The following is a 25,608-nucleotide window of genomic DNA, read 5'->3' as shown; positions in this document are numbered from 1 at the left end:
CCCAACCGCTCGGGCGAATATTTTCGTAAGCGGTCACGGTACCACGGGGTTTACCCGGAGGCAACGAACCGATACCATTTCGCTAACAGCGGCGAGAGAAAGTGCGGGCGACGGTATGAAACGCCCTTTTTGCGGATCGCCCGCTCACAACCGATGAGTGCTTCGACCGCGCCACCTTGAGAAGGCGCGACGGACGAAGACAAGGAGCGCGTTATGACTCATTTCTGTACCGGCAGTGCCCCGCAGGCCTCACACCCCGGCGCATCGCTCGCGTGCATAAGACGCGCTGGAGTTGTGGTAATCGCGTTGTCTTTGGCCTTCCTTTTGCTGTTTTTTACCGCACCGCTCGCCTGGGGTTACGTTGATGCCGACGATGTTGTGCGAGAGAAAACGGCGGTAGATCGTGGAATGCCTGCGGAGGGACTGCCCAACATCGACGCAGCGCACGCCGCCCTCATCGATGACGAAGGCACGCTGTGGTATGGCCGTGCGGCCGACGAGCCCGTGCAGATTGCCTCGCTTACAAAATTGATGACAGCGCTGGTGGCTGCCGAACACCTGGATGCCACCTCCACCATTGTGGTTACACCCGAGGCGGCTTCTGTGGGAGAGTCGAGCGCGGGGCTTTTGTCCGGAGATGTGATGACCTTCGATACGGCGCTAAAAGCGGTGCTGTGCGCCTCAGGCAACGATGCGGCGAGTGCCGTCGCTCAAGCCGCGGGGGCGGTTCTCCTTGCCGAACAGGGGCGCTCCGGCGATGCGATCACATGCGAGGCAGCGTTCGTCGACGCAATGAACGCCAAGGCGGCCGAACTTGGGTTAACCGCCACACTCTACACCAACCCCCACGGTTTGGACTTTGACCGCTTCGCGCAGGGGCAGTACAGCAGCGCCCGGGACACGGCGCGCGTGCTGCGCGCCGCTATGGGTAGTAACCTTGTGCGTACTAACGTGGCGTATTCACAAGTGGACATCGTGGTTGAGCGCGGGGGTGCCCAGGTGGTCTTGACGCTTCACAACACCGATACCTTGTTGCAATCTTACCCCGGCACGTGTGCGGCAAAAACCGGCTACACCTTGGCCGCAGGGCCGTGCGTTGCCACGGCCGTGAACAGGGGTGACGGACATGAATACTACGCCGTGGTGCTGGGATCGTCCTCGAAGCCGCAGCGCTTCATTGATTCACAAGCGCTCTACGACTGGGTGCTGGCAAACCGCGAGAGTCTTGAGGCAGGCGATACGGTTCCCGAGGAGGAAGCTCCGAAACCCGAGGAAGCAGCCGAACCCGAGAAGATTCGCTATCAGCTGATCACGGCGCCGCATAGCGTCACACAACAGAGCGGCGAGCTACAGACAACCCGTCCCCTGGTGGCAACGGTCGCCCATACCGACTGGGTGGATTGCACGTTTGCCGCCACCGTAGATGATACGAACGCGAGCATAGAGGTGCCGGTCGCTGGTGGCCGTCTTAATCAGGAAGTGGAGTTTTTCGAGGTGAGTGGCGAGGTGCATGCGGGCGACGTAGTTGGACATCTGTCGTTTCACCAGGAAGACACCACCGTGTGGGAGGCAGATCTTGTCGCCGCGGAAGACGTTGCACCACCCACCTGGTGGGAGTCGGCAGGCGTTGCGCTCGACCGCTTCTTCCGCGGACTGTTCGGCCAGCCAACTGTTGCGGAAAGTGAACTGCTCAACCTTGGCGCACAGCGCGTGTCGTAAGGGGCGACAACAAAAGCCCCCACCTGCCCCAGGTTTTCCGTAGGGCAAGGGCTCTGCCCTACGTCCAACCTAGAATGGCACTTAGAGCAAGTCGTCGGGATCCACGTCCACCGCTACGTTCACGTCGCGCTCGGGTTTGCGCGCGCGGAAAAAGGGTAGCAACACGCTTGAAAGATTGCCATTCAAGGGGCACTTCACCACGAAGTGCCAGCGATACGTACCTCGCAGCTTCGCCAACACGCAGGGAGACGCGGGCAGCACGTCCCACTCCTGGCCGCCAAAGTCACGCACCTGAGCGGCCACGCCTTCGCGCAGCGCCTCAGCCGAGTGGCGCACTGCTTCCTCCGATGCGCCCCACACCAGCACGTTTGCCATGCGCACATAGGGCGGATAGCGCAAAAGTTTGCGCTTAGGCAGTTCATCGCGCAAGAAGAGCGCACGATCATAAGCGGCCGCGGCGCGAATGGGAGCCGCATCTGCCTCGTAGGTTTGCACGAGCACACGCCCCGGCAGCTCCGCGCGCCCGGCGCGTCCTGCCACCTGCTCTACCAGCGCGAACGTACGCTCAGCGGCGCGGTAATCCGGCAGCTTCAACATGGTGTCGGCGTTGATGACACCCACCAGCGTCACGTCTTCGAAATCGAGCCCCTTCGCTATCATCTGCGTACCGAGAAGCACCGCCGCATCAGCCGCAGCAAACTCTTCAAGTAGCCGCTGGTGCGCGCCTTTGCCACTGGTGGTGTCGGCATCCATGCGCACGATGGGCACCTGCGGGCCTACGCTGGGCGTCTCATCCAAAAGCACGCGCAAGTCCGCCTCCACGCGCTGGGTGCCGGCGCCAAATTTTTTGAGGTAGGGGCTGCCGCATTCCGGACATACCGCAGGCGCTGAGATGCGATAACCGCAATGATGGCAAATGAGGAAGTTCCCACGCTCATGAAACGTGAGCGAGGTGGAGCACGACGGACATTCAGGCACAAACCCACACTCACGACACAAGAGGAACTTCGCAAACCCGCGCTGATTGAGCAACAGCACCGCCTTGCGTCCCGCCGAGAGTTCCTCGGCAAGGGCGCGCGACAGCGCTCCGGAGAACATCGAGCGTGACCCGCTGGAGAATTCTTTCGCCATGTCAATCACGCGTACCTCGGGCAAGGGTTTGCCGTTCGCGCGCTCGGGGAGCGCCACCTGATGCCAGGTGGGATCCTTCGCGCAGGCATGCAGCGATTCGATGGACGGCGTCGCCGAACCCAGCACCACAGCCGCCCCCGCACGACGCGCCATCCAGACGGCCACGTCGCGCGCATGGTAGCGCGGCGCACTGTCCTGCTTGTAGGAACCTTCGTGTTCCTCGTCGATGACAATGAGACCGAGGTTCGCAAGCGGAGTAAAGAGCGCACTGCGAGCCCCCACCACCACGCGCGCCTGGCCACTGCGAATGAAGTCCCACTGGTCGAAGCGTTCGCCCTGACTCATGCGCGAATGCATGACCGCCACCGTATCGCCAAAGCGACCGCGGAAGCGTCCCACCGTCTGTGGCGTGAGTGATATCTCGGGCACCAGCACGCATGCCGTGCGACCCGCCGCAAGCGTAGCCTCGATGGCCTGCAGGTATACCTCCGTCTTGCCGGAACCCGTCACGCCATCCACCAGCACAACCTCGCCTGCCGCGCGCTCACGCGCCGCATCAATAGCCGCAAGGGCCGCCGCCTGCCCCGCCGTAAGCGGCGGCTTAGCGCTGGGAGTAAAGGAAGCGGGCTGTTCACCTTGCGATTCATCCTGCTGCATGCCACGCATGCGGCGGCGGCGCTCTACGCGCACGACACCCTGTTTCTCCAGCGTCTTCAGAGGGCCCGACACCGCACCAAACTCAGCAGCGAGCTCGGCTACGCGCAGTTCGCCGGCACGCAGCGCCTCCACAATAGAGGCCTGCTTGACGGCGTTTTTGCGGGGCGTGAACTCCGCAAACGCCGGTCCTGGCATCACCCAGCGGTCGTCGACTTCACCGACAGCCGGCTCTTCAAGCCGCCAGAACCCCTCGCGCGAGCGCACCATGCGCGGCACGCCACCGGGCGGCGTAAACAGGCGCACGCACGACGAAAGCGGCGCAAGGTAGCGCTCCGAGAGCCACTGCGCACACGCCGCACCCTCTTCGTCAAAGTAGGGACGACTGACTGCACGCACGATGCCTTTCAACTTTGCGGGATCAAGCCCTTCCGGCCAATTCCCCTCAGCGCGCTCTTCCAGCGCCACAACAAACCCAACCGCGCGCCGTCCACCAAACGGCACGAGCACCGCGCACCCTACCTCAACAGGCTGGTCGCCGTCGCCGCCGTCTGCAGGCACCGCATAAGTATAGGGCGCATCAAGCGCTTGTGTAGGTATGTCTAGAATAACCGATGCAAGTTTCATACCCGTCAGTATATACCACCCACTCAAAGCGACTCAGTCGCCGGAAACCCCCTCGAAGATTTCTCCAACGTCCGCTCGTCACTTGCAACACGACGCTGAAGCTTGCGTACGTCTTCCTCGGGCGGCAATTCTTCAGGCTTGATACCTCGTTGACCCAACAGATCGCGCACGCCAAGGTTATTATCAACGTGCTCCTCGGTAATAGGTTGCTCACCCTGGAGGTCTTTTTCTTGCACATTATGGTTCGTCATCTCCGTGGCGAGTTGCTTGGCAGCAAGCGTGACGGCAGGAAGATGATCAGCGAGTGGCTTTGTCTCACGAACCCCAAGACGTTTCTTCATATCGGCAGTTGTATTGCCACCGAATAGCGCCGCATCACCCTTTGAGCGGATACGTGCGAACCCTCGCTCGTCCACGCCTCTCTCATAAATGTTGCGCGAAAGCTCCTTCTCGGCCTCCGACAACCGCTCACGAATATCAATGCGCGAGAGTGCCGCCATGCGTTCTTCAATAAGTTCTTGCTTCCGCGTTTGCAGGGCAAAGTAGCTTTGAGCGAAGGCAATCTCTTCTTTACGCGGATCACCATTCTGCGCAATAAGATAACAGGCATAGCGTGTGAGCTTGTAATCTTTAACTTTGCGCTGCGAACCACTCCCCAGTTCGACCATTTTACTGACGCCAGCAAAATGGTGTTCACCTGCGGTTTTGCTGCTTTCTGCGGATATCATTGCCTTTTTAACAGCAGCCTCGAAGTTTTGCCACTTCGTATATCCCAGAAACCCCATGATGTCGCGTGCGTACCAGTACTCAACGCCACTTTCCTCGTCGATGCGCGCAAGGTCATCGAGCGTCATTCTACGCTTCTCAATGTCAGTTTTCTCCATAGTGCGCCTCCTCTAACGTCCGCAAGCTACGCCAACGCGAAAGCGCCACAAAGCGCGAGCGGACTGCGTTCCGTTGCTGAGAGGATCTTGCGGACGTGGTACGGGCGGCGCGGAACTCCACCGCCATCTATGGGCATCGGCATGGGCAACTGAAGTCGCAGAAGACCGAAGCATCCGCACTGGCTCTTTTGAATGCTCGTATAATATCATATATTAACGTACATTTGTACCCAATTCAAAGCAAAATTCATACTAATTATTAGCTCGCCAATGATTGACGAATACCGATAAAAAATAGTGCCGCCAAACAAAAACCGGCCCACGTTTTTGTGGACCGGTTCGCTGGGTTGATCTCGCGCTCGTTTATGCCAGATCGCAGGCTTTGCGCAGGTCGTTGGCTTTGTTGGTGCGCTCCCAGGTGAATTCGGGGAGTTCGCGGCCGAAGTGGCCGTAGGCGGCGGTTTTGCGGTAGATGGGGCGACGCAAATTCAGCTCGTCGATGATGGCACCCGGACGCAGGTCGAACACCTCGCTCACCGCGCGCTCGATAATTTCTTCGTCTACTTTATTAGTACCGAAGGTGTCAATCATCACCGACACCGGACGCGCCATGCCAATAGCATAGGCCACTTGCACCTCGCAGCGCTCGGCGAGGCCTGCAGCCACCACGTTTTTCGCCACCCAACGCGCGGCGTAGGCACCGGAGCGGTCAACCTTCGTGCAGTCCTTGCCGGAAAATGCACCGCCGCCGTGGCGACCCATGCCGCCGTACGAGTCCACAATAATCTTGCGGCCGGTGAGGCCCGCATCGCCCATGGGCCCGCCCACCACGAAGCGGCCCGTGGGATTCACGTGAATCTCGGCGTTGTCGGCCAGTTGCACGCCCTCGGCGGCCAGCACCGGCTCCACTACCTGCTCAACAATGGCCACAAGCAACTCATCATGCGACACACTTTCGGCGTGCTGCGTGGACACCACCACTTTCTCCACGTTCACCGGGCGGCCGTCCACGTAGCGCACGGACACCTGCGTCTTGCCGTCGGGGCGCAGATACGGCAGCGTGCCGTCCTTGCGCACCGTTGCCAGGCGCTCGGCCAAACGATGCGCCAGGTAAATAGGCAGGGGCATAAGCGTGGGCGTTTCGTTGCAGGCGTAGCCAAACATCATGCCCTGGTCGCCCGCGCCAATGCGCTCGTAAGGGTCGTCACCAGCCAGGCCGTGCTGAGCCTCCCAGCTTTCGTCAACACCCTGCGCAATGTCCGGCGACTGCTCGTGGATGGCGTTCAGCACGCCACACGTGTCGCAGTCAAAGCCGTACTTGGCACGGTTGTAGCCAATGTCGGAAAGCACCTCGCGCACAATGGCAGGCACGTCCACGTAAGCCTGTGTGCGAATTTCGCCCGTCACCATAACCAATCCCGTGGTGGCCAGCGTCTCACACGCGCACCTCACCTGCGCGGGATCGGCCGGGCAGCCGTTGGGAGCCACGTAGTCGCGCGCGGCCAGTTCCGCCTCTTTCGCCAAAATGGCATCCAGGATGGCATCGGATATTTGGTCGCACACCTTGTCGGGGTGCCCCTCCGTCACAGACTCGGACGTGAACAGGTACGATGTATGCGTTTCAGCCATGGTTCCCCATTCTCTCTCAACCGCGAAACGCCCCGCGCACAAAGCCCGCGGGGCGCCCGCTTCTCTTTGCGTCAAGGGTAGCACATATCGGTTCGCGCAGGCCCCTACCGCCGGCAAATCACGACTATTCTACGTCAAGGCGCATCAAGCGCCCGCGGACGGCTGGCGGCGGGCGGCACCGGCCATCATGACAGCCGCATGGCAGTTGCGTGATGGTCGCGCGTAGGCGCAGGCCGCAGGTGCCAGCGCCGCGCGCCGCCGTGGTACACTACACGCCGAAAACTGTGCACCCCGACGGAAAAGAGCGCCTATGTCGCACAATGCCGACTACACCAGCGAATACTTCGACATCATGACGTCGCTTGAGGGCGATGTCCCCGGCCGCCGCGCGGCGTATACCTACCTGCAAAACTCCACAGCCATCGTGCACCACCAGGTGGTAGCCGCAAGCTTCGTGCCGCGCCTGTTCGACGCGCAAACCTACCAGGTGATGAAGGACACCGCCGAAACGGCCCACCGCATCCTCTGCAAGGTTATCCAGCACTACCTGGACGACCCGGAGTATCGACGCGCCTTCGATTTCGATCCGCGTCTGGAAGAACTCATCTGCCTGCCGCGCGGCTACGATTCGCTGTTGCCGTTCGCGCGCGTGGACACGTTCCTCAACGAGGACGACATGCGCGTGAAGTTCTGCGAATTCAACGCCGACGGCTCGTCAGGCATGAACGAGAACCGCGAGATCACAGCCTCGGTGGAGTTGTCGCCCACCTACCAAGAGTTCGCGCGGCGCCACCGCGTGGAAAGCTGTGAGCTGTTCGAGAGCTGGGTGAGCGCGTTTTTAAACATCTACGCCACCTACGAGCGGCGCGTGGAAAACCCCCGCGTGGCCATTGTTGACTATCTGGAAAACGGCGTGGTGGACGAGTTTCACATTTACGCGGAACTGTTCCGAAAGCGCGGCGTGGAATGCATCGTGGCCGACGTGCGCGACCTCACGTTTGACGGCGAGGTACTGCGTGACCCAGAAGGCGCGCGCGTGGACACCGTATGGCGGCGCTGCGTCACCAACGACGTGATTGACCACTGGAACGAATCGCAGTCGTTCCTCGACGCGGTGCGCGCGGGCGCTGTGGCTCTCATCGGAAGTTTCGCCGGACATATCGTGCATGACAAGCAGATTTTCAAGGTGCTGTTCGACGAGCGCACCACGGCCTTTTTGAACGCGGACGAAATCTCGTTCATTGAAGAGACCGTGCCCCTCACCGCCTTTTTGGACGACGAGCACGTGAACCTGCCTCAGATCCGCGAAAACCGCTGCGAATGGATTATCAAGCCCACCGACCACTACGGCGCCGACGAGGTGTACGCGGGCGCCGCGGTGTCGCAGGAGGAATGGGAAGAGCTGGTTGACCGCTTCGCGAACGGGCGCGCGGGCTACCCCTTTATCGTGCAGCGCTACATTGTGCCGTTCCAGACTGAGACGCTGCCGCCCGACACCGGCATCGACGAGTTGCCCGATGGCGCCGTGCCGTTTGAGCCCACGCTGTACAACAACCTGAACGGCCTGTACCTGTTCGATGGCACATTCACCGGCGTGTTCAGCCGCCTGGGACCCAAGCCCACCATCTCGAAGGACATGCAGGGCATGACGGCGGCCACCCTGTGGGTTGACCGCGACTAACGCAACTAACCAAGGCACATGGGGGACGAGAGCGGGAGAACATGAGGGAAATTGTCAACAAGGCGGCTGCCGTGGTAGCCGCCTTTACCCTGTCCATCACGTTTGTGGCCGCTGGGTTCGCCATGTGTGCGGCCCTGCCACAGACAACCGAGATGCTGGCGAACGCGTTTTCCGGGATGGACAACCCCGCGACGCCGTTTTCGCATGACGATCTTGTGCAGGCGGCCGTTGTCACGCGCGATTACACGGTTGGATCGAATGACCGCGAGGCTGTGTTCGCCCTGCTGCACGATATCAACGCGAGCGCGAACACGCGCTACGCCACCGCCGACGACGCCACCCTTGCCGCCGCGCCCGACGTGTACACGCTTGATGCGGAGGCGCTTTCCCATCTTGATGATGTGTACCGCGTGGTGGTAATTGCGCGGGCGGTGCTTATAGGTGTGGCGGTGCTTGCAGCGGTTGCGTGCGTTTTCGTGGCGCTGCGAACAGGCATGCGCAAGTTCGGCGGCGTGCTGATGGCTGCGGGCGCGGGCGTGCTTATAGTGTTTGCGCTGTTGGCCGCCTGGGTGCTTGTGGACTTCAACGGATTTTTCGCCGCGTTCCACTCGCTGTTCTTTGCCGATGGCACGTGGACGTTCTCGTATGAGTCACTGCTCATTACCATGTACCCTCCTGCATTTTGGATGGGCATGGGGGGCGTCTGGCTTGCGACGACCGCCGGGTTGTCTATACTGGCACTCGTGATTGGGATTATCCTGCGGCGCCGGTGCTCTGCCTGAGGGCATGCCATGCTCAAACAGTCCTGAGCTCGCTCGAACAGCCCACTGGGCTGTTCGGCTCGTGCGGAACTGCGCGTGGCATGCCCTCAGGCAGAGCACCACGTTGGATGAATCAAACGAATGCAAGCTTTGAACGAGAGGTCTTCTTAAGCCATGACTAGTGAGAAGAAAGTACGAGTGCGGTTTGCGCCTTCGCCGACGGGGCGGTTGCATGTGGGCGGGGCGCGCACGGCTATTTATAACTGGGCGTTTGCTCGCGCGACGGGCGGCGACTTCATTTTGCGTATCGAGGACACCGACCCCGAGCGTTCCACTGAGGAAAATGTGCAGGTCATCCTCAACGCCATGAAATGGCTTGGTCTCGATTGGGACGAAGGCCCCGAGGTGAGTGGCACGGCAGGCCCCTACTTCCAGACGCAGCGCACCGATACCTACGCCGCGGCGCTTGAACTCATGAAGGAGCGCGGCAGCGTGTATCCCTGCTTCTGCACGAAGGAGGAACTTGACGCCAAGCGCGCCGAGGCTGAGGCGACCGAGGGCGGCTACTCGGGCTACGACCGGACGTGCCGCGACCTTGACCCTGCGGAGGCAGCCGCGCGCATTGCCGCCGGTGAGCCGCACGTGTGGCGCCTGCGCGTGCCCGAGAATCACGGGCCCATCGAGTTCGACGACGCGGTATATGGCCACGTGAGCTTCCCCGCTGAGGTCATGGACGACATGATTGTGGTGCGCACCGACGGCTCCCCCACCTACAACTTCGCCGTGGTCTGCGACGACGCCAACATGGGCATCACGCACGTCATCCGCGGCGACGACCACCTGTCCAACACCCCGCGCCAGATTCTCATCTACGAAGCACTCGGCTACGACGTGCCCACGTTCGCACACCTGTCGATGATTCTCGGCGCGGACGGCAAGAAGCTTTCGAAGCGCCATGGCGCGGCCAGCGTGGAAGAATTCTGCGAGCGCGGCTATTTGCCCGACGCCATGGTGAACTTCCTCGCGCTTCTGGGCTGGTCGCTTGACGGCGAGACCACCATCATCGACCGCGAAACGCTGTGCGAGAATTTCAGCCTTGAGCGCGTGACCAAGAAAGATGCCGTGTTCGACGAGACAAAGCTCGATTGGATGAACGGCCAGTACATCAAAGAGATGGGGCCGAACGCGTGGGTGCGCTCGTCGCTTCTGTGGCTTGCGCAGGCTAACATCCTCGGCAGCGCCGTGGCGGCGGGCACACCGATTGCGCCCGAAGAGCGCGACGCGGCGTTCAACGGGGCCGCCATTGAGTCCGCACTCGCTGATGTGCAGGAGCGCGCCGTGTGGTACTGCGACTTGTATCCGCTGGTCTCCGAGCGGCTGACCCGCCTTGATGAGGTGGTGGACAAGCTGGCTTTCATGTTCTGGGGCGGCAACGTGGAGTTGGACGAGAAGAGCGTGAACAAGGTACTGAAGAAGGAAGGTGCCCGCGCCGACGAGGCGCTCGCCGCCTGCCGCGGCGTGCTGGCCGACGAGAGCATCGCCTGGGACGCGGAGAAGCTGGAGGAAGCGTGCCGCGCCGAGGGTGAGCGCTTGGAGTTGAAGCCGAAGCTGCTGTTCCAGCCGTTGCGCGTGGCCGTGTGTGGCAACATGGTGTCGCCGCCTTTGTTCGAAAGCATTGAGCTTTTGCCGCGCGAGGACATACTGGCGCGCATCGACTACGTGACACATGAGGTGTTTGGTGGCTGAGTCGATGGCCGACATACCCGAGAACAGCACGCCCGGTGCCGGCGAGGCCGCTAGCCCTGAGCGTCCGCAGCGGATCGTGGTGCTGCGGGATTTCTGCACGCGCACGAAAGGTGCCGATTGTGAGCGGTGTGCGCTCGCCTGCCCGAAGGATGCCATTTCGTTCAGCGAGGACGGCATGCCCCTTATCGATGCCGATGCCTGCACGCGCTGCGGCATCTGCCTGGGAATTTGCGACACGTTCTCGTCCACGCGCGTGACCATGGCCGACCTGCACGGCCGCATGCGCCGTATCGCACTGCGCGGCGAGGACGTGGTGGTCACGTGCAAAGAAAACGTGTTCCCCGGCCTGGAGCCCGCCGCTAACGTGGTGGTGCTGCCGTGTTTGGCCTGCCTCTCGCCCGAGTTTTGGACGCTACTGTTGGCCGAGAATATTCCGGTGAAGGTGGCCGCCGATCTTTCCTACTGCGCCGACTGCGAGCGTGCGGGCGAGATGGGCGAGATGCTGGCAGCCCATGCCATCGAAACAGCCGAGACATGGAGTGGGCGCTCGGTGGGTGCGCTGGATGTCATTCCCGAAAAGGAAAACCTGCTGAAAGACTTGGCCGACCCGGCGGGCGTTGACAGGCGCAGCGCGTTCACGAACCTGGTGGGAGATGTGAGCGATATTGCCAGCGGCAAGCGCCGCCTACGCAACTCCGAAGTGCTGCAGGAATTCTACGAGCGCCGCGAGCGCTCGCGAGCCCTCGCGCGTCTGAACTTGGGCAACGGCATAGAGTTTAACGATTTCGTGCCCGAGGGTCGCACGCGCAAGACCTTGCAGCCGAAGCGCCGCCTTCTTCTGGAGGCGCTTGAGCGCGATCCTTCCCTTGCAAGCCGCATACCCCTTGTCATTTCCGAGACCGATTACGAGCAGTGCACTAACGCCCTTGCCTGCACGCAGGTGTGTCCGACAGGTGCGCGCTTCCCCAACCCGGGCGACGGGTCGCTTGCCTTTGATGCGCGCTACTGCATCGGGTGCGGCCTGTGCGTGGACGTGTGCCCCGAAGGCGCGGTTGAACTGGTGGAAACAACCGCCGAAGCACTGCTTTACGAGGACGAACCCACGCAGGAGTAAGTCTGCACATGACAAGGGGCTGTAACAAAAGTACCCTTTACAGGTCCTCCGTAGGGCAAGGGTTCTACCCTTGCCGCCCAACATGGCAAACTTGCAGGTCAGACGTAGTTGACGGCAAGGGCAGAGCCCTTGCCCTACGACCAACCTGGCCGGTAAGGAATTGTTGCAGCCCCTTGGTCGACGCACCAATAGCGGAGGGGGCCGGTTGCTGGTTTATGGTAAGATGGCCTCGTCCGCACGAGGCAAAGGAGCCTTCCTATGACCGATTCCGAGCGACCGAACCCTATCGCCACCGGCGCAGAAGCACCGGACGGGTCGAGTGGACCCGCAACACCACCGCCTTCACCTTACGAGCGCCCGCCGCTGCCTGGCGAGGCCTCTGACCAGCCGGTTTCTCCCTATCAGACGCCAACCTATCCCCCGCAGCAGCCGCAGACCCCGCCTTACGGCCAGGCTGCCTACTCGCCGCAGCCTCAGCAGCCGTATGGCCAGGCTGCTCCGCCGCAGCCGCAGCAGCCTGCGCAGCCCTATCCGGGTCAGCCGCCGTATCAGGGTGTCGGGCAACCTTACTACGGCATGGGCCAGCAGCCGCCCGTGCCACCCTATCCGCCACAGCCGCCCTACCCCGCTCCCCAGCCGCCTCAGAAGAAGAAAGTGTGGCCCTGGCTGTTGGGCGGATGCCTCGTGCTGCTGTTGTTGGGTATGGGCGGATGCGTGAGCTGCACGGCGTGCGCTGTGATGACTGACGTGGCGCAGAATCGCTACAGCGACAGCTACCGCAACTATGACAACTATTGGAACCCCTACGACAGCTTCGACGAGAACCTCGATAACCTTGACAACTACACCGACTCTTACACCCTTCGCTCGGCCGACGATGTCAGAAATTTCTTGAACTCAAACCTTGACCTTAACCTGTCGCTTGGCAAGGAGAAAGATGGTGCCTTCACGCCCGGCGTGCACGAGGTGGGTGCGAGCAAAGACCTCACTCCCGGTTTGTATTTCGTGGAGGGCAACCAAACCACTCAGAGCAACTTCTACGTGTTCGAGAAGGACAAGGACACGAACACCTTTGAGATGGACGATGCTGTGGTGTATATCGGCAACTACTTTGTCGAACTGGAAGAAGGCGATGTCTTTGCGTTTGACGCGCCTTCTGATCTGCGCGTACGTCCTCTTTCCGGCGCTGAATTTCACCCTGAATCTCCGTACAAAAGTGGGCTTTATCGCGTGGGCACCGACCTGCCGGCCGGAACCTACACCCTGGGCGTGCAGGACGACGCTCAGCCCAATAGCGACTATGAGCGCGCGGCGTACGTAATGAAGGATTTGGATTTCTCCGATGACTCCATCACCGAAACGAAGTACGTCATCCGCGGCGGCACCCAAACCGTCACCGTGAAAGACGGCGACTGGCTAGAGTTGTTCGCCGTCACAGCCACCCCTGCTTCGTAAGGACATCTATGCTTCCTGAAAACCCTACCCTTGATGAGATACAAGCCGTGTTCGCCGACGATCGTTTTGCCACACAGGCCGCGGGATGCCGTGTTGTGTCCGGCGAGCGCGGGCGCGCTGTGGCTGAGATGGAGCTCGCCGACGTGCACCGCAACGCCATGGGCAATGTCATGGGCGGCGCCATCTTCACGCTGGCCGACTTCGCACTGGCCATCTGCTGCAACATCGGCGAGGAACCCACCGTGTCGGTGGACTCGTCCATCAGCTTTCTGCGCACGACGAAGGGGACGAAACTCACCGCCGAGGCCGTATGTGACAAACCAGGCCGCCACCTGGCTTTCTATACAGTTGTAGTGAAGGATGACCTGGGCAAAGATATCGCCCGCATGACCGCCACCTGCTATCGCTAGCGAGCGTAGACTTCTTGCACGTGAGGCACGAACTGCTGGCAGCGCCTAGCAACTTGTCTCGTCAACGAGGTCGATAATTTCTTGCTGCGAATGCGCGTCAAGCTTGGCGTAGATGTGCTTCACGTGCGTCTTCACCGTGTTTTGGGAGATGACCAATTCCTGCGCGATGAAGGGCGCACTGCGGCCACGCGCGAGCATCTTGAGGATTTCGGTTTCGCGCACGGTGAGGCCGCCGGTGTGCGCCAGCGCCTCGCACGCGCACTCGATGGAAGCAGCCGTGTCGGCCGCAAGTGACACCTGCGGGGACGGCACCTCGGGCGATTCAACTGACTGCTGCGTTTCAGACGCTCTGGCAGAACGTGCCAAGTGCGCGTGCGCACGTGCTTCCCCTATCGGCGCCGCGGCATTCGCGAACGACTCTTCAAAGCTGAAGCGCCGCAGGCCCACCAGCGCGTACGCTACCAGCACAAACGCCACTGCCACGGCTACCATGTCGGGCACAAGGGGGTTCACCGCCGCAAACGAACTCGCAACCAGCCCCAGCACGAGCCCCGCCAGCATGCCGCACGCAAGCGCCAAGCGACCACCTGCCACCGTTACCAGCGCATGCGTAGGATAGCGCGCACCGCGCACCGCCAGCACAATCCACACCAGCAGGGCGAAGCATTCGGAACCGGCCGTGAGCAGCGTGTTCGACATATACACAAGCGCCACGCGCTCGCCGCTCGTAGTCTGGGCAATGAAGGGCACCACTAAAAGCCCGGCGAGCACGAGCAGCAGCCCAAAGTGGAACACAGCATCCGTGCGGCTGCGTGCAAAGCGCGACACCACAATTACAATGAGCAGCGCAGCCGCCACCGCCCAGAAGCTCACGCCGGCGCTTTCGCGCGTGCCAAACACCACAAACGCGGTATAGCCACACACCGCGCCCAGCGCAAACAGCACGGCACACACTAGCGGCAGGCGCGGTCGCAGTGAGCCATCCGTTGAAGCAACGTCCTCGCACAAAAAGGAAGCGAGCGCCGCGCGGCCAGCTTTTTGCGCACCAATAAAGGCCACCGCGAAGGTGAACACATAGAACCCGAACAGCGGCAAACGACCGAAGGGGGCCACGGAAAGCGCAGGCACCACCACAGCTGCCACGGCATAGACCAGCGCAAACGCACCCAGTACCAAGGTGAAACCAAGCTTCGGCTCCACCTTCGACAAGGTCAAGCTCACCATGACCACAACCCACGCTGTGCCGCAGGTGGCAAGCAACCACCCGACGAGGGACGCCGGTGTCGACTGCGTCACATATCCCCCGGCGACAAGCAGGGCGCCTACCACGAACAACCCCGCGGCACCTCCGGCCGCCGCAGGCCCACCAAGCGCAGCAGGACGCTTCCGCGACACGATGAGCAGCACCCCATACGCCACGACAGCGGCCAGAGCCGGCGCAAACCCCGCGTAGGAGGGATACGCGCCCGCCGAGGGGCCCACGAACAAATTGAGCGCGAGCGCATTGGACACGATGGCGACAAGCGCTATACCGCAGCGCAGCGGGAACCCGCCTGGCCCCTTCGTTGCCACCCTGCCTCCTTCACTCGCCGAAGTCACCTCAACCGGGCCGCACGCAGCAGCCCCGTCTTCTCCGTTCGACATTATAGGCAAAGCGAGCCGTGTCGCACCGCACGCCGTTTAATCCCTCGGCTTCCCCATATGCGCTGCGCTTCTTGGTGGCGGGTGCGAAAACCCCGCAAACGCCTGACGGTTTTACGCGTAGCCGTAGGGTTTGCGCAGGTAGATGAAGAAAAACGTCGTGAGTATGAGCGCACAGGTCTCGGCTACGATGATGGCGCTCCATACGCCGTCGATACCCCATATGATGGGCAGCAGCATGACGGTGGATGTTTCGAACACAAGCGTGCGCATGAAGCTGATGAGGGCCGACACCTTGCCGTTGTTGAGCGCCGTGAAGAACGCCGAGCCGTAGATATTGAAGCCCACCACCAAAAACGACACCGCATAGATGCGGAACCCGTGCAACGTCATATCGGCAAGCGCCGGGTCGTAGCCCACAAACACGTTCACCAGGGGACCCGCCAGCAACTGCGAGGCCGCAAGCATGGCCGCACCCGTGCCGCCTACTAATATAAGACTCTTGCGGAAAAGCCCCTTGAGTTCGCTTTCGTTTTTCGCGCCGTAGTGGAAACTCACCACCGGACCCGTGCCCATGGCGAAGCCAAAGAACACAGCCGTGAAGATGAAGTTCACGTACATGATGACGCCATACGCCGCCACGCCGTCCGCGCCCGCAATGAGCATGAGCTGGTAGTTATACAGCATGCTTACCACCGACGCCGCCACCTCGGTCATAAGTTCCGACGAGCCGTTTACGCAGGTGGCACCAAGTGCGCGGAAGTCTACAAGGGGACGGGTGAAGCGCAGGCGCGTAGTCTTGCTGCGCGCGAAGAACACGGTCGAGGCAATGGCTGCAAGCGCCTGGCCCGCCGCCGTCGCCAGCGCCGCACCAGCAATGCCCCACCCGAGCAAGGCAATGAACACGTAGTCAAGCACGATGTTCGTCACGCCCGCCGCCACCGTAACCACAAGCCCCATCTGCGGCTTCTCCGCCGCAATAAAGAAGCTGAGGAACACGTTTTGCACGATGAACAGCGGCAGGGCCACCACAAGAATGCGCCCGTACATGAGGCCCTGCTCCATGAGCGAGCCCTGCGCGCCGAGCGCGGCAAGTATTGGTTCGAGTGCGGCCACACCCACCAGGGCCAACACGATGCCAGCAGTTACCGCTGCCAGTGCGATGAAGCTGAACAGGCGGTTCGCCCGCACCTCGTCGCCTTCGCCCATCGTTTTCGCCACGAGGGCCGCACCACCCGTGCCCAGCATGAAGCCGACTGAACCCAGCCCCATGGCCAGCGGAAACACCAGGTTTACGGCCGCGAGCGCTTCCTTGCCGGCGAAGTTTGACACAAAGAGGCCGTCCACCACGCTGTAGATGGAGGTGAAAATCATCATGGCGATGGACGGCAGCGCGAAGCGCACCAGCCGCCCGTAGGTGAAGTGATCTGAGAGTTTGATAGCCATTACGCCTCGCCTCCTTTCGTAGTGGGCAGGGCCTCAAGTTCACTGCGAAACGCGTCCAAGTAGCGCCTTGAGAGGCACAGGAGCGTATCGCACTCCTTGGGCGTCAACGCGCCAAATGCAGCTTCCTCCGCCTTGACCACGGGGTGAATGCAGCGCGCGACCAGGGCATGGCCCGCCTTGGTCAGATGAAGGTGGGTACCACGCCCGCCTTCCGTCCGTAGCTCAAGCGCACCCGAGCGCACGAGCTGATGCACCGACGAGTTCACCGTCTGCTTCGACAGACCCGACGCCACACACACCTCCTTCTGCGAGCACCCATCGCCCAAGTCATCCAAGGCATACAGGATGTCAAACGCACTATCCGACAAGCCCATCCTCACGGCTACGTTGTGATAGAGCTCGTTTGAGAGCCGATACAAGTTGTTATATTCGCGGTTAGCACGCGCATTCCGTGCGTCCATTGAGGTGTCCTCCGCCATACGTCAGTCCGATTTCGTACCCAGCGGAGTATAAGTCTGATTTCGGACTAAGCAACCCCCCTCACGAAACACCCACGAGCCCAAGCGAAGCTGTTGTTTTCCTTCACTCCTTTGGCAAAGAAAGATCTAGACCTCAAGGCGCGCGAAGAAGGTGTGGGCGTTTTGGGAGAAGATTTTGTTGGCTAGGGGTTGTCCGAAGTGGTGAGCGAGAAGGTTGTGCAGGGTGTCCACGTGGTCGCAGGGGTCAAGCCAGGTGGGGACGTCGCAGCCGTCGTAGTCGCTGCCGAGGGCGAGAACGTCTTCGCCAGCTACCTCTAGTATATGATCGACGTGGCGCAGCATGTCGTCGGGCGTTGAATCAGCGTGAACGTCGGAAAGGAAGTCGCGGCAGAAGTTGAGGCCCACGATGCCACCACGGTCGGCAAGTTCACGCAACTGCCAGTCGGCAAGGTTGCGCGGATGGCCGCACACGGCACGCGCGTTTGAGTGCGAGGCGACGAAGGGACGCGTGGCAACGGCACATACATCTTTAAAGCCCTCGTCGTTCAGGTGCGACACGTCTACCGCGATGCCGCGACGTTCCAATTCGCGCACGATCACGCGGCCGAATGCGGTCAGGCCCTCCGTCGTGTCGTGGCCGCTCCCCAGCGCATTCGGGCCGTTCCACGTGAGCGTAACCATGCGCACGCCAGCCTCAGCGAGCGCATCAAGGCGCGCCTCGGCTGCGTCGTCATCTTCCAGAAACGATGCGCCTTCCACCGTGAATATGCCGGCCGTCTTGCCCGCCACCCACGCAGCCTCAACGTCACTCATCGTACGCACACGTGCCAGCCGATCGCCGCAACGCTCCAGCTCACGTTCCCACACGCGCCGCACGCGCTCGAGCAGACTCCACGCCGCATCGCCTCGCACCACATCCGGAATAAACGCCGCGAAACACTGACACCAAGCAAACCCAGCGGTGCGCGCAAGCGAGATATGTGCATCGTTATCGCCAAGCGTCGCCATACGCGCAGCAGGAATCCCCGCATCATGCTCAGCAAACCCACCCGGCACCGACGCATCCCCATAAAACGCCAACCGATCAAGCGTATCGCAATGCAGGTCAAACACACGCAACTTGTTCTCCGACACGTACCCGCCAACCTCCGCAGGCGCAGCCACAACCCCTAGGCGCGCCGCCTCTTCAGCCGCAAGGTCCTCAAGCATCAACAATCCCATTATGCTCGCTCCCCTTCCGTTTCCACTACGGGAGTCACTTTCTGTCCCGGCTTTTCGGCGGTGACGAGGAAGATCATGGCTATCATCAGGATGAAGCCTATCCAGTCGGCGCCGGAGAATGCGGTGCCGAGCCAGAGGGCGGAAAAGGCCGTGGCGCTCACGGGCTCGATGGCGCCAAGCAGGCTTCCCTGTACCGACCCCACGATGGACACGCCATGCAGGTAGAGCGCAAACGCCGCAAACGTACCCACTATAGCAATGATTGCAAGCACGGCGACACCCGCCACATCAAGATGCGGCAGCGCTGCCGGCTGGCCCCACGCCGCTCCTGCGAGCAACACAACCATCGCCGCCACGCCACCAACAAACATCCCCACGCCCGTCACTGCAAAGCTCCCCCAGCGTGCGAACAGGCGCTTCGGATACATAATATAGAACGCCACCGAAAGGCCATTCGCAATACCCCACATAAGGCCCGCAAGCGGCATAGAAAGCGCGCTGGGATCGCCTTGCGTCGCGATAAGCCACGTAGCCGCCAGCGCCGCCACGAGCCCCACCGCTTCGCGCGCTCGCGGCAACTTCCGCGCAAACAGGCAGGTGAACAGCATAACGAAGGCGATGCCCGTGCTCTGCAACACCGTAGCCGTGCCCGCGTTCGTATAACCAATGACCACGGCATAGGTGATCTGGCACAAAAACAACCCCACCGCGCCAAACACCACCAACTGAACTACCGAACTTCGATCCTTCAGCATAGCCGCCAACTGCGCGCGGCTGCGTACAGCCAGCACCAGCAAAAACAACACGCCCGCACCCAACATGCGCACCGCCGTAATGAACGAGGGCGTAATGTCGTAATTCCCCAACAAAAACTGAGCGCACGCCCCCGAGAACCCCCAGAGCCCCGCCCCCACCAGCGCACAAGCGACACCCTTCGCATGGCGCCGACGCAGCAGCGCCGCACCTGCAGCAATACCGTCTCTCATGCCAGCTCCTTCAAAAATGCGAACACGGGGCCCAGCAAGTTGTCTCCCTCGTCCAGTTTGAAGTGCCGCAGCGGCAACTGCAGCTTCCGCTTGTCAGTCAGGTAGCGCCCACCCGAGCGGCGCAGAGACGTCATCTTGTCGCGAGGCACATCGATGGGTTCCACCACCAGCTTGCCCGCCGTGACCGACACGGTTTTGATGTGATGCTCGTTTGCGAACGCTTTGATGCGCGCCTTCTCCAGCAGGTTCTTCGCCGCCTGGGGCATGTCGGGGCGCTTCGCGGCCAGGTCAGAAGCCACGTCTTCCACGGCTTGCTCGGTAGCGGCGGAGGCAATCTTGCGGTACCACAGCACGCGCTCGTCGGCGTCGGGCACGTAATCCTCGGGCAGGTAGGTGTGCCCGGGCACGTTCACCGTTATGTCGGAGAGGGCAGGCGGCAGCGCCTCCATGGCCTTGAGGTCGCCTTCGCGCGTAGCGTTCACCGCCTGCGAGAGCATCTGCGCGAACAGGTCGAAACCCACAGCCGACATGTTGCCGGATTGCTCGGCGCCCATGAGGCTGCCCGCGCCGCGAATCTCCAAGTCGCGCATGGCAATGCGCATGCCGCTGCCGAGGTCGGTGTGTTCGTCGAGCGCGGTCAGGCGCGCCTCGGCTTCCTCGGTCAAACTCACGTGCTCGGGGAACATAAAGTAGGCGTACGCCTGCGTGGATGAGCGGCCCACGCGGCCCTTGAGCTGGTACATCTGCGCCAGGCCGAGGCGCTGCGAGTCTTCGATGATAAGCGTGTTGGTGTGCGGGTTGTCGATGCCGCTTTCGATGATGGTGGTGGCCACCAGCACGTCCAGCTCGCCGGCGCTGAAGTCCTCCATCACGCGCTCAAGTTCCTCGCGCGTCATCTGCCCGTGCGCCACGCCCACGCGCGCCTCACCCGCAGCCGCCGTCACGCGACGCACGGCTTCATCGATGGAACGCACGCGGTTGGACACGTAGTACACCTGGCCCTCGCGCGCCAATTCACGACGAATGGCCGCGCTCACGAGGTCCGGATCCCACTCGCCCACGTGCACTTCCACCGGACGGCGCTCGTCGGGCGGCGTGAGAATAAGGCTCATGTCGCGCACACCCGACAGCGACATCTGCATGGTGCGCGGGATGGGCGTGGCCGACAGCGTGAGCACGTCGATGGACTCGCGCAGGTTCTTCAACTGCTCCTTGTGACCCACGCCGAAACGCTGCTCCTCGTCGATAATGACGAGCCCCAGGTCATGCGGGTTCACGTCGCGCGAAAGCAATCGGTGCGTGCCCACGAGAATGTCCACGTCGCCTTCCTGAAAACCCTTGAGCGCGGCGGCCTGCTGCGCCGGCGTGCGGAAGCGCGAGAGCACCTCCACGCGCACGCCGAAGGGTTCGCAGCGCTCTTTGAAGTTCGTGTAGTGCTGCTGCGCGAGAATGGTGGTGGGGCACAGCACCATCACCTGTTTGGCGTCCTGCGTGGCCTTGAACGCCGCGCGCAGAGCCACCTCGGTCTTACCGAAACCCACGTCTCCGCAGACGAGACGGTCCATCGGCTTGGCGGACTGCATGTCGGCCTTCACGTCGGCGATGGCGGCCAGCTGGTCGGGTGTCTCCTGGTAAGGGAACGCCTCCTCCATCTCACGTTGAGCCGCGGTATCGGGCCCGAAGCGATACCCCTGCACCGTGGCGCGGCGCGTGTATACATCCACCAGGTCAAACGCAAGCTTCTTCGTGGCGGCGCGGGCCTTCTTCAAAGCGCGCGACCAGTCGGCCGTGTTGAGACGCGTGAGGCGCGGCGACGCCCCCTCCGGCCCCACGTAGCGCGTGACGCGGTCGAGCTGTTCCACCGGCACGTACAGCTTGTCGCCCTCGGCGTATTCCAGCAGCAGGTAGTCGCGCGCCGTGCCGTCCACGTCGCGCCGCACCAGCTCCTTGAAGTGCGCCACGCCGTGCGCCGCGTGCACCACGTAATCGCCCGGCTGGTAGGGAAACGTGATCTCGGTGATGTCCACATGCCGGCTCGGCCGCGCCGCAGAGGCGCCTTGCGTATCGGAAATGCTCACCATCGCCAGCTTCGCCTTCGGAATGATCATGCCAAGCGGCACGTCCACGTCCACAATATTCACCACACCGCGCCGCAACCGCCGCTTAGCCGCACCAGGGGTTTCCAAACACGCAGGTCCACCAACGTCAGCTAGGGTTTTCGTGGTGCCCGAGATCGTGGGGATGGCGGAGGCGCCGCGTACTTCGGTACGCAAGCCTTCGGCATCGCCGCGAGATTGGGTGCCACGGAAAGCCACAGCGTCGGCACTTCCGCCGTTCGTTAGAACGGCGGAATCTAAGAATTCTTGTATGGGAAGTCCCTGATCGACGAACGCCAACTTCATGTCCTGGCGGGCGCGGAAGTTCGGGGCGCTGAACACCACCGTGTAGTCGCCGTCCACGAGGCTGCGCAGGCGGCCGTACAGCTTGTCGGGATGCCCCGCCACCTCCACGCGCTTCACCGGCAGTTCGTCATCTACGTGGCCGCCCACGGTCATGATGGACACGTAGGTGGCGCGCTGGCCCTCGCCGAAACTCACCGCGCTCGGCTCGGCGTAGAGCCCCGCCAGCCCCACGCCCGTCCCCTTCGCGCGACCAGCCACATCTTCGTAGGCGTGCGCCATGTCGTCGAAGAGCGAGCGCGGCTCCACCAGCGCCGTCAGCGCACCGGGACGCACGTAGTCGCCGAGCGTGGCCGTCTTGTTGTACAAGTACGGCAGCAGCACGTCGGAGCCGCCGAAACGCAGGCCACCGTCGAGTTTCTCCAGCACGTCGCGCAGAGCCGCGTTCGTCTCGGCCGGCCGCTCAAGCTTTTCGCGGGCACGCGCAAGAGCACTTTTCGAAGCGGCGAATTCTATGACGGGGTACACCTCCGTGCGCGGCAGCGCCTGGATGGTCTGCCCCGTTGTGGGCACGATGCGGCGGATTTCGTCCAGTTCATCGCCGAAAAAGTCCAGCCGCACGGGATACACCAGGTTGCCGGGGAATACGTCGATCGTGCCGCCGCGCACGGCAAAGGTACCGGGCCCGTCCAGCTCGCCCGTATTCGCAAAGCCACGTTCCTCAAGCGCGCGCGCCACGTCGCTGAACTCAGCCACGCCCGCCGCCTGCGCACCCTCCATAGCGGCAAGTTCGCGCCCTGCTTCAAACACAAGCGGCAGGTGCACGTTGGACCCCGCCGGCGGCAGCATGCGCACAAGCGCCCGCGCGCTCGCCACCACCACAACCTCGCGCCCTGAAGCGAGCGCATGCACAGCCTCCATGCGCCGCGCGGCCTGCGCCGGGTCGCTCGCCTTGGGATTGAAGGGATAGTCGGTGCGCTCGGGAAAGCGCATGACGCACTCGTCCCCCAGATACGCCGCTACCTGCCGCGCGAACGCCACGGCTGCGTCTTCGCCCGCCACAACCACCAGCGTCGTTTGCGGCTTGTGCGCGAATCGCGCCGCCACCAGAAACGGTCGTGCCGAGGACGCCACCCCCAGTGCGCCATCTTCGCCTGCATCAAGCTTGCCCCAAAACGTTTCGAGCGCACCTGATTTTTCCAGCGTAAAGGTGAGCGAGTCGATAAGCATAGTGCGTCCTCTTTCGTATCAAAAGCAGCACAAAAAGCCGCATTTCGCGGCTTCCTGCAAGGTTACTTCTCCCCGTCCACGCAAGCGCGAACAAGTGCAGCCGATTCTACTACACGACGCCCACCCCACACGCCGCGAAACCCACCCAAGAGGAAGAAATCACAGACGCTACGGCAGGGGTACGCCAAGCTTACTCAAGCACTTCTCCGGCACGATAGCAGGCAGCAAGGTAATCGCGCGGCTGATAATAGAAATCGGAATTATAGTTCGACAGAGCATCATCCATCCACGAGAAGTAGACGGCCTGCAAGGCCTGAACCACGTCGTCGCTTTCGGCAACATCTTCAACCAAGCGCGCATACACCGCACCAATGGTCCAATAGTCGGGAACCGTATACCTGCACGCCTGTCTTTTCCATTATAGCCGTCAACTGCGATAACCACGAAAGACGTTATACTGATGTACCTGAGAGTATTGAACCTTTTGTCCAAGGAGGCTTCATGGCGCGGGAGACTGTGGGTACTAAGCGGGAGCGGGCGTTGGAAGTGGCTCGGCGCATGAACGAGCACTACCCGGCCGCCGAGTGCGCGCTCATCTACGGCGGCGACCCGTTTCGCCTGACCATTGCCGTGCTGCTGTCCGCGCAGACCACCGACAAGGGCGTGAACAAGGTGACGCCGGCCCTGTGGGAGCGCTACCCCACCGTGGCCGACCTCGCGGCGGCCGACGTGCGCGACGTGGAAGACATCATCCGCACCATCGGCTTCTATCACACGAAGGCTGCAAACGTTATCAAAGCCGCCCAGATGGTGGTGGCCGACTACGGCGGCGAGATCCCACGCGACATCGACGAGCTGCAGAAGCTGCCGGGTGTGGGTCGCAAGACCGCGAACGTCGTGCTGAACGAAGCGTTCGGCATCGTGGAGGGCATCGCGGTGGACACGCACGTGTTCCGCATCGCGCATCGGCTCAAGTTCGCCGGCCCCTCGGCCGACACGCCGGCCAAGACCGAGACGGCGCTGCTCAAACTGTACCCGCGCAAATACTGGGGCCCCATCAACCACCAGTGGGTGCTGTTCGGCCGCGAAACCTGCATAGCCCGCAACCCTAAATGCGCCACCTGCTTCCTCTGCGATATCTGCCCCAGCTGCTGCAAGGTGTAAAGAAATGCTCGCCCGCCTCTTGACTTGGAGTGAGCTTCAGAGTTCACACTGGGTTTGACAGCGGATAGTGAAAGAAAAGAGGTACCTCATGACCGCACCGAATACCACATCACAGAACATCAGTCGCGCCGTCTACGAGAGCACGCTCATGTTCCCCATTGGCGACCCCAACGACGCGTTTGCGCAGTTCTTTGACGGGCAGAGTTACCTGGCTCCCGTCAGCACAGAGCAAATTCCCTTTATGAATGTCACGTTTGAGCCAGGGTGTCGCAATCATTGGCACATCCATCATGCCACATCAGGCGGCGGGCAGATGCTTGTGTGCGTGGGCGGGCGTGGCTGGTATCAGGAGTGGGGAAAGCCCGTCCGCGCGCTCGAACCGGGCGATGTCGTGCATATCCCCGCCGAAGTGAAGCACTGGCACGGCGCCGCGAAGGACAGCTGGTTTTCCCACCTCGCCTTCGAAGTCCCCGGCGAAAACACCTCCAACGAATGGCTCGAACCCGTAGGCGCAGAAGACTACGAGAATCTCGAACATTAAGAGCATCGTTCGCGCGCCAGAGCGAAAACACAAGTCACCAAACACACAGGCGCGCCGGGGATGGGAAGGCGCGCCTGCGGGTTGTGCGACAGGACGGGTGGCCCCTGCCGCGAAATGTTGTGGTGAGCCTACGAAGCGCTTGCGAGTTTTATCACATAGGAAAGGTTGGCTACAGTAACCGGCGTGTTGGGACGATAGTTAAGCTGAGTCTCACTCGGAAGCGACAAGCTAAATGCAACAGCAAACTTGGTCGGTGTGGTGGTGCTTCCAGCAGCAATAGTCCAACCGTTGTTCGGAATGGTGGTACCTGTTGAGGTAAGCGGCACCGTAACAGGCAAGCCACTTGAGGCAGGCTTAAGCTGAATACCAACCCCTATAGCAACATTGTTGGCAAAGAGCGTTGCTGCATCTGCACCCTGCGTACTTGAGACAGCAGTCACCTTAATGTCGGCAGGTGTCGAAGATGAAAACTCAGGGGTAGCGCTTGTAGTGCTCGTACCCGAAGCGTCCACCTCTATATCTACCGAGGTCGGAATAGCGCAGTCAATCTGCAACGTCCAATGAGCATAAAGCGTCACACTCTCAACATCCTTGTCCCATTTATCAACAACGCATTCACTCACATTATTACACCAGAAGACCCCCACCTACCCTTGCTTTATGACGCGGACATATGCAGATAGCATTAAC

At 61.7% G+C, this 25,608-nt stretch carries 20 protein-coding genes; 9 read left to right on the top strand and 11 right to left on the bottom strand.

The features are described from left to right. The first annotated feature begins 213 nt into the window (after positions 1-213). Positions 214-1,719 carry a D-alanyl-D-alanine carboxypeptidase family protein gene (locus QNJ86_RS09780; RefSeq protein ID WP_283832433.1) on the top strand — a complete coding sequence of 502 codons (1,506 nt, stop codon included), beginning with the start codon at positions 214-216 and terminating at the stop codon, positions 1,717-1,719. An 81-nt stretch (positions 1,720-1,800) separates the two neighbouring features. On the opposite strand, the gene priA is transcribed toward QNJ86_RS09780, so the two are convergent. From priA to metK, 3 genes are all read right to left on the bottom strand, one after another. Beyond that, positions 1,801-4,131, bottom strand: coding sequence for a replication restart helicase PriA (gene priA, locus QNJ86_RS09775; RefSeq protein WP_283832432.1), 2,331 nt, complete (start codon positions 4,129-4,131; stop codon positions 1,801-1,803). Positions 4,132-4,154: 23 nt separating this feature from the next. Next, entirely contained in the window at positions 4,155-5,015 is an 861-nt protein-coding gene (gene dinD, locus QNJ86_RS09770; RefSeq protein ID WP_283832431.1) for a DNA damage-inducible protein D, read from the bottom strand. A gap of 363 nt (positions 5,016-5,378) precedes the next feature. Beyond that, positions 5,379-6,644 (bottom strand): methionine adenosyltransferase, encoded by a 1,266-nt coding sequence (metK, locus tag QNJ86_RS09765; RefSeq protein ID WP_283832430.1) that lies wholly within the window; start codon positions 6,642-6,644, stop codon positions 5,379-5,381. A gap of 310 nt (positions 6,645-6,954) precedes the next feature. Between metK and QNJ86_RS09760 the strand changes: the two genes are divergently transcribed. The 6 genes from QNJ86_RS09760 to QNJ86_RS09735 all read left to right on the top strand — a co-directional run bounded on the left by QNJ86_RS09760 (position 6,955) and on the right by QNJ86_RS09735 (position 13,811). Beyond that, a complete protein-coding gene (locus tag QNJ86_RS09760; protein ID WP_283832429.1) occupies positions 6,955-8,325 on the top strand; it encodes an ATP-grasp domain-containing protein in 1,371 nt (456 codons plus the stop codon). A gap of 41 nt (positions 8,326-8,366) precedes the next feature. Continuing rightward, on the top strand, positions 8,367-9,107 hold the full coding sequence (locus tag QNJ86_RS09755) for a lipoprotein intramolecular transacylase Lit (RefSeq protein ID WP_283832428.1): 741 nt from the start codon (positions 8,367-8,369) through the stop codon (positions 9,105-9,107). A 153-nt stretch (positions 9,108-9,260) separates the two neighbouring features. Beyond that, positions 9,261-10,832 carry a glutamate--tRNA ligase gene (gene gltX / locus QNJ86_RS09750; RefSeq protein WP_283832427.1) on the top strand — a complete coding sequence of 524 codons (1,572 nt, stop codon included), beginning with the start codon at positions 9,261-9,263 and terminating at the stop codon, positions 10,830-10,832. Continuing rightward, positions 10,825-11,946, top strand: coding sequence for a 4Fe-4S binding protein (locus QNJ86_RS09745; RefSeq protein WP_283832426.1), 1,122 nt, complete (start codon positions 10,825-10,827; stop codon positions 11,944-11,946). The genes gltX and QNJ86_RS09745 overlap by 8 nt, the downstream gene beginning before the upstream one ends. A 258-nt stretch (positions 11,947-12,204) precedes the next feature. Continuing rightward, entirely contained in the window at positions 12,205-13,401 is a 1,197-nt protein-coding gene (locus QNJ86_RS09740; RefSeq protein WP_283832425.1) for a hypothetical protein, read from the top strand. Between the two features lie 8 nt (positions 13,402-13,409). Further along, complete coding sequence (locus tag QNJ86_RS09735; protein ID WP_283832424.1) at positions 13,410-13,811, top strand: PaaI family thioesterase; 402 nt, start codon at positions 13,410-13,412, stop codon at positions 13,809-13,811. 45 nt (positions 13,812-13,856) lie between these two features. Here QNJ86_RS09735 and QNJ86_RS09730 read toward each other — a convergent pair whose 3' ends face one another. From QNJ86_RS09730 to QNJ86_RS09700, 7 genes are all read right to left on the bottom strand, one after another. Next, positions 13,857-15,383, bottom strand: coding sequence for a helix-turn-helix transcriptional regulator (locus tag QNJ86_RS09730; RefSeq protein WP_283832423.1), 1,527 nt, complete (start codon positions 15,381-15,383; stop codon positions 13,857-13,859). Positions 15,384-15,566: 183 nt separating this feature from the next. Further along, entirely contained in the window at positions 15,567-16,898 is a 1,332-nt protein-coding gene (locus QNJ86_RS09725) for an MATE family efflux transporter (RefSeq protein WP_283832422.1), read from the bottom strand. Beyond that, positions 16,898-17,359 carry a MarR family winged helix-turn-helix transcriptional regulator gene (locus QNJ86_RS09720; protein WP_283832421.1) on the bottom strand — a complete coding sequence of 154 codons (462 nt, stop codon included), beginning with the start codon at positions 17,357-17,359 and terminating at the stop codon, positions 16,898-16,900. Before QNJ86_RS09720 ends, QNJ86_RS09725 begins: the two co-directional genes overlap by 1 nt. 144 nt (positions 17,360-17,503) lie before the next feature. Further along, positions 17,504-18,598, bottom strand: a complete 1,095-nt coding sequence (locus tag QNJ86_RS09715; protein ID WP_283832420.1) for a dipeptidase — start codon at positions 18,596-18,598, stop codon at positions 17,504-17,506. Beyond that, positions 18,598-19,584, bottom strand: a complete 987-nt coding sequence (locus tag QNJ86_RS09710) for a DMT family transporter (protein WP_283832419.1) — start codon at positions 19,582-19,584, stop codon at positions 18,598-18,600. Before QNJ86_RS09710 ends, QNJ86_RS09715 begins: the two co-directional genes overlap by 1 nt. Further along, positions 19,581-23,213 carry a transcription-repair coupling factor gene (gene mfd / locus QNJ86_RS09705; RefSeq protein WP_283832418.1) on the bottom strand — a complete coding sequence of 1,211 codons (3,633 nt, stop codon included), beginning with the start codon at positions 23,211-23,213 and terminating at the stop codon, positions 19,581-19,583. Before mfd ends, QNJ86_RS09710 begins: the two co-directional genes overlap by 4 nt. Positions 23,214-23,403: 190 nt before the next feature. Further along, on the bottom strand, positions 23,404-23,565 hold the full coding sequence (locus tag QNJ86_RS09700) for a hypothetical protein (RefSeq protein ID WP_283832417.1): 162 nt from the start codon (positions 23,563-23,565) through the stop codon (positions 23,404-23,406). Between the two features lie 149 nt (positions 23,566-23,714). Here QNJ86_RS09700 and nth point away from each other — a divergent pair, with 149 nt between their 5' ends. Together nth and QNJ86_RS09690 are read left to right on the top strand one after the other, a co-directional pair. After that, entirely contained in the window at positions 23,715-24,377 is a 663-nt protein-coding gene (gene nth, locus QNJ86_RS09695) for an endonuclease III (RefSeq protein WP_283832416.1), read from the top strand. Between the two features lie 88 nt (positions 24,378-24,465). Beyond that, a complete protein-coding gene (locus QNJ86_RS09690) occupies positions 24,466-24,918 on the top strand; it encodes a cupin domain-containing protein (RefSeq protein WP_283832414.1) in 453 nt (150 codons plus the stop codon). A 128-nt stretch (positions 24,919-25,046) separates the two neighbouring features. On the opposite strand, the gene QNJ86_RS09685 is transcribed toward QNJ86_RS09690, so the two are convergent. Then, entirely contained in the window at positions 25,047-25,565 is a 519-nt protein-coding gene (locus tag QNJ86_RS09685; protein ID WP_283832413.1) for a hypothetical protein, read from the bottom strand. Positions 25,566-25,608 lie beyond the last annotated feature (43 nt).

Origin of the sequence: Gordonibacter faecis (assembly GCF_030077735.1) — a bacterium.
GTDB classification, from domain to species: Bacteria; Actinomycetota; Coriobacteriia; order Coriobacteriales; family Eggerthellaceae; genus Gordonibacter; species Gordonibacter faecis.
The sequence above is the reverse complement of the archived record's forward strand: the minus strand, read 5'-3'. Positions and strand labels throughout refer to the sequence as shown.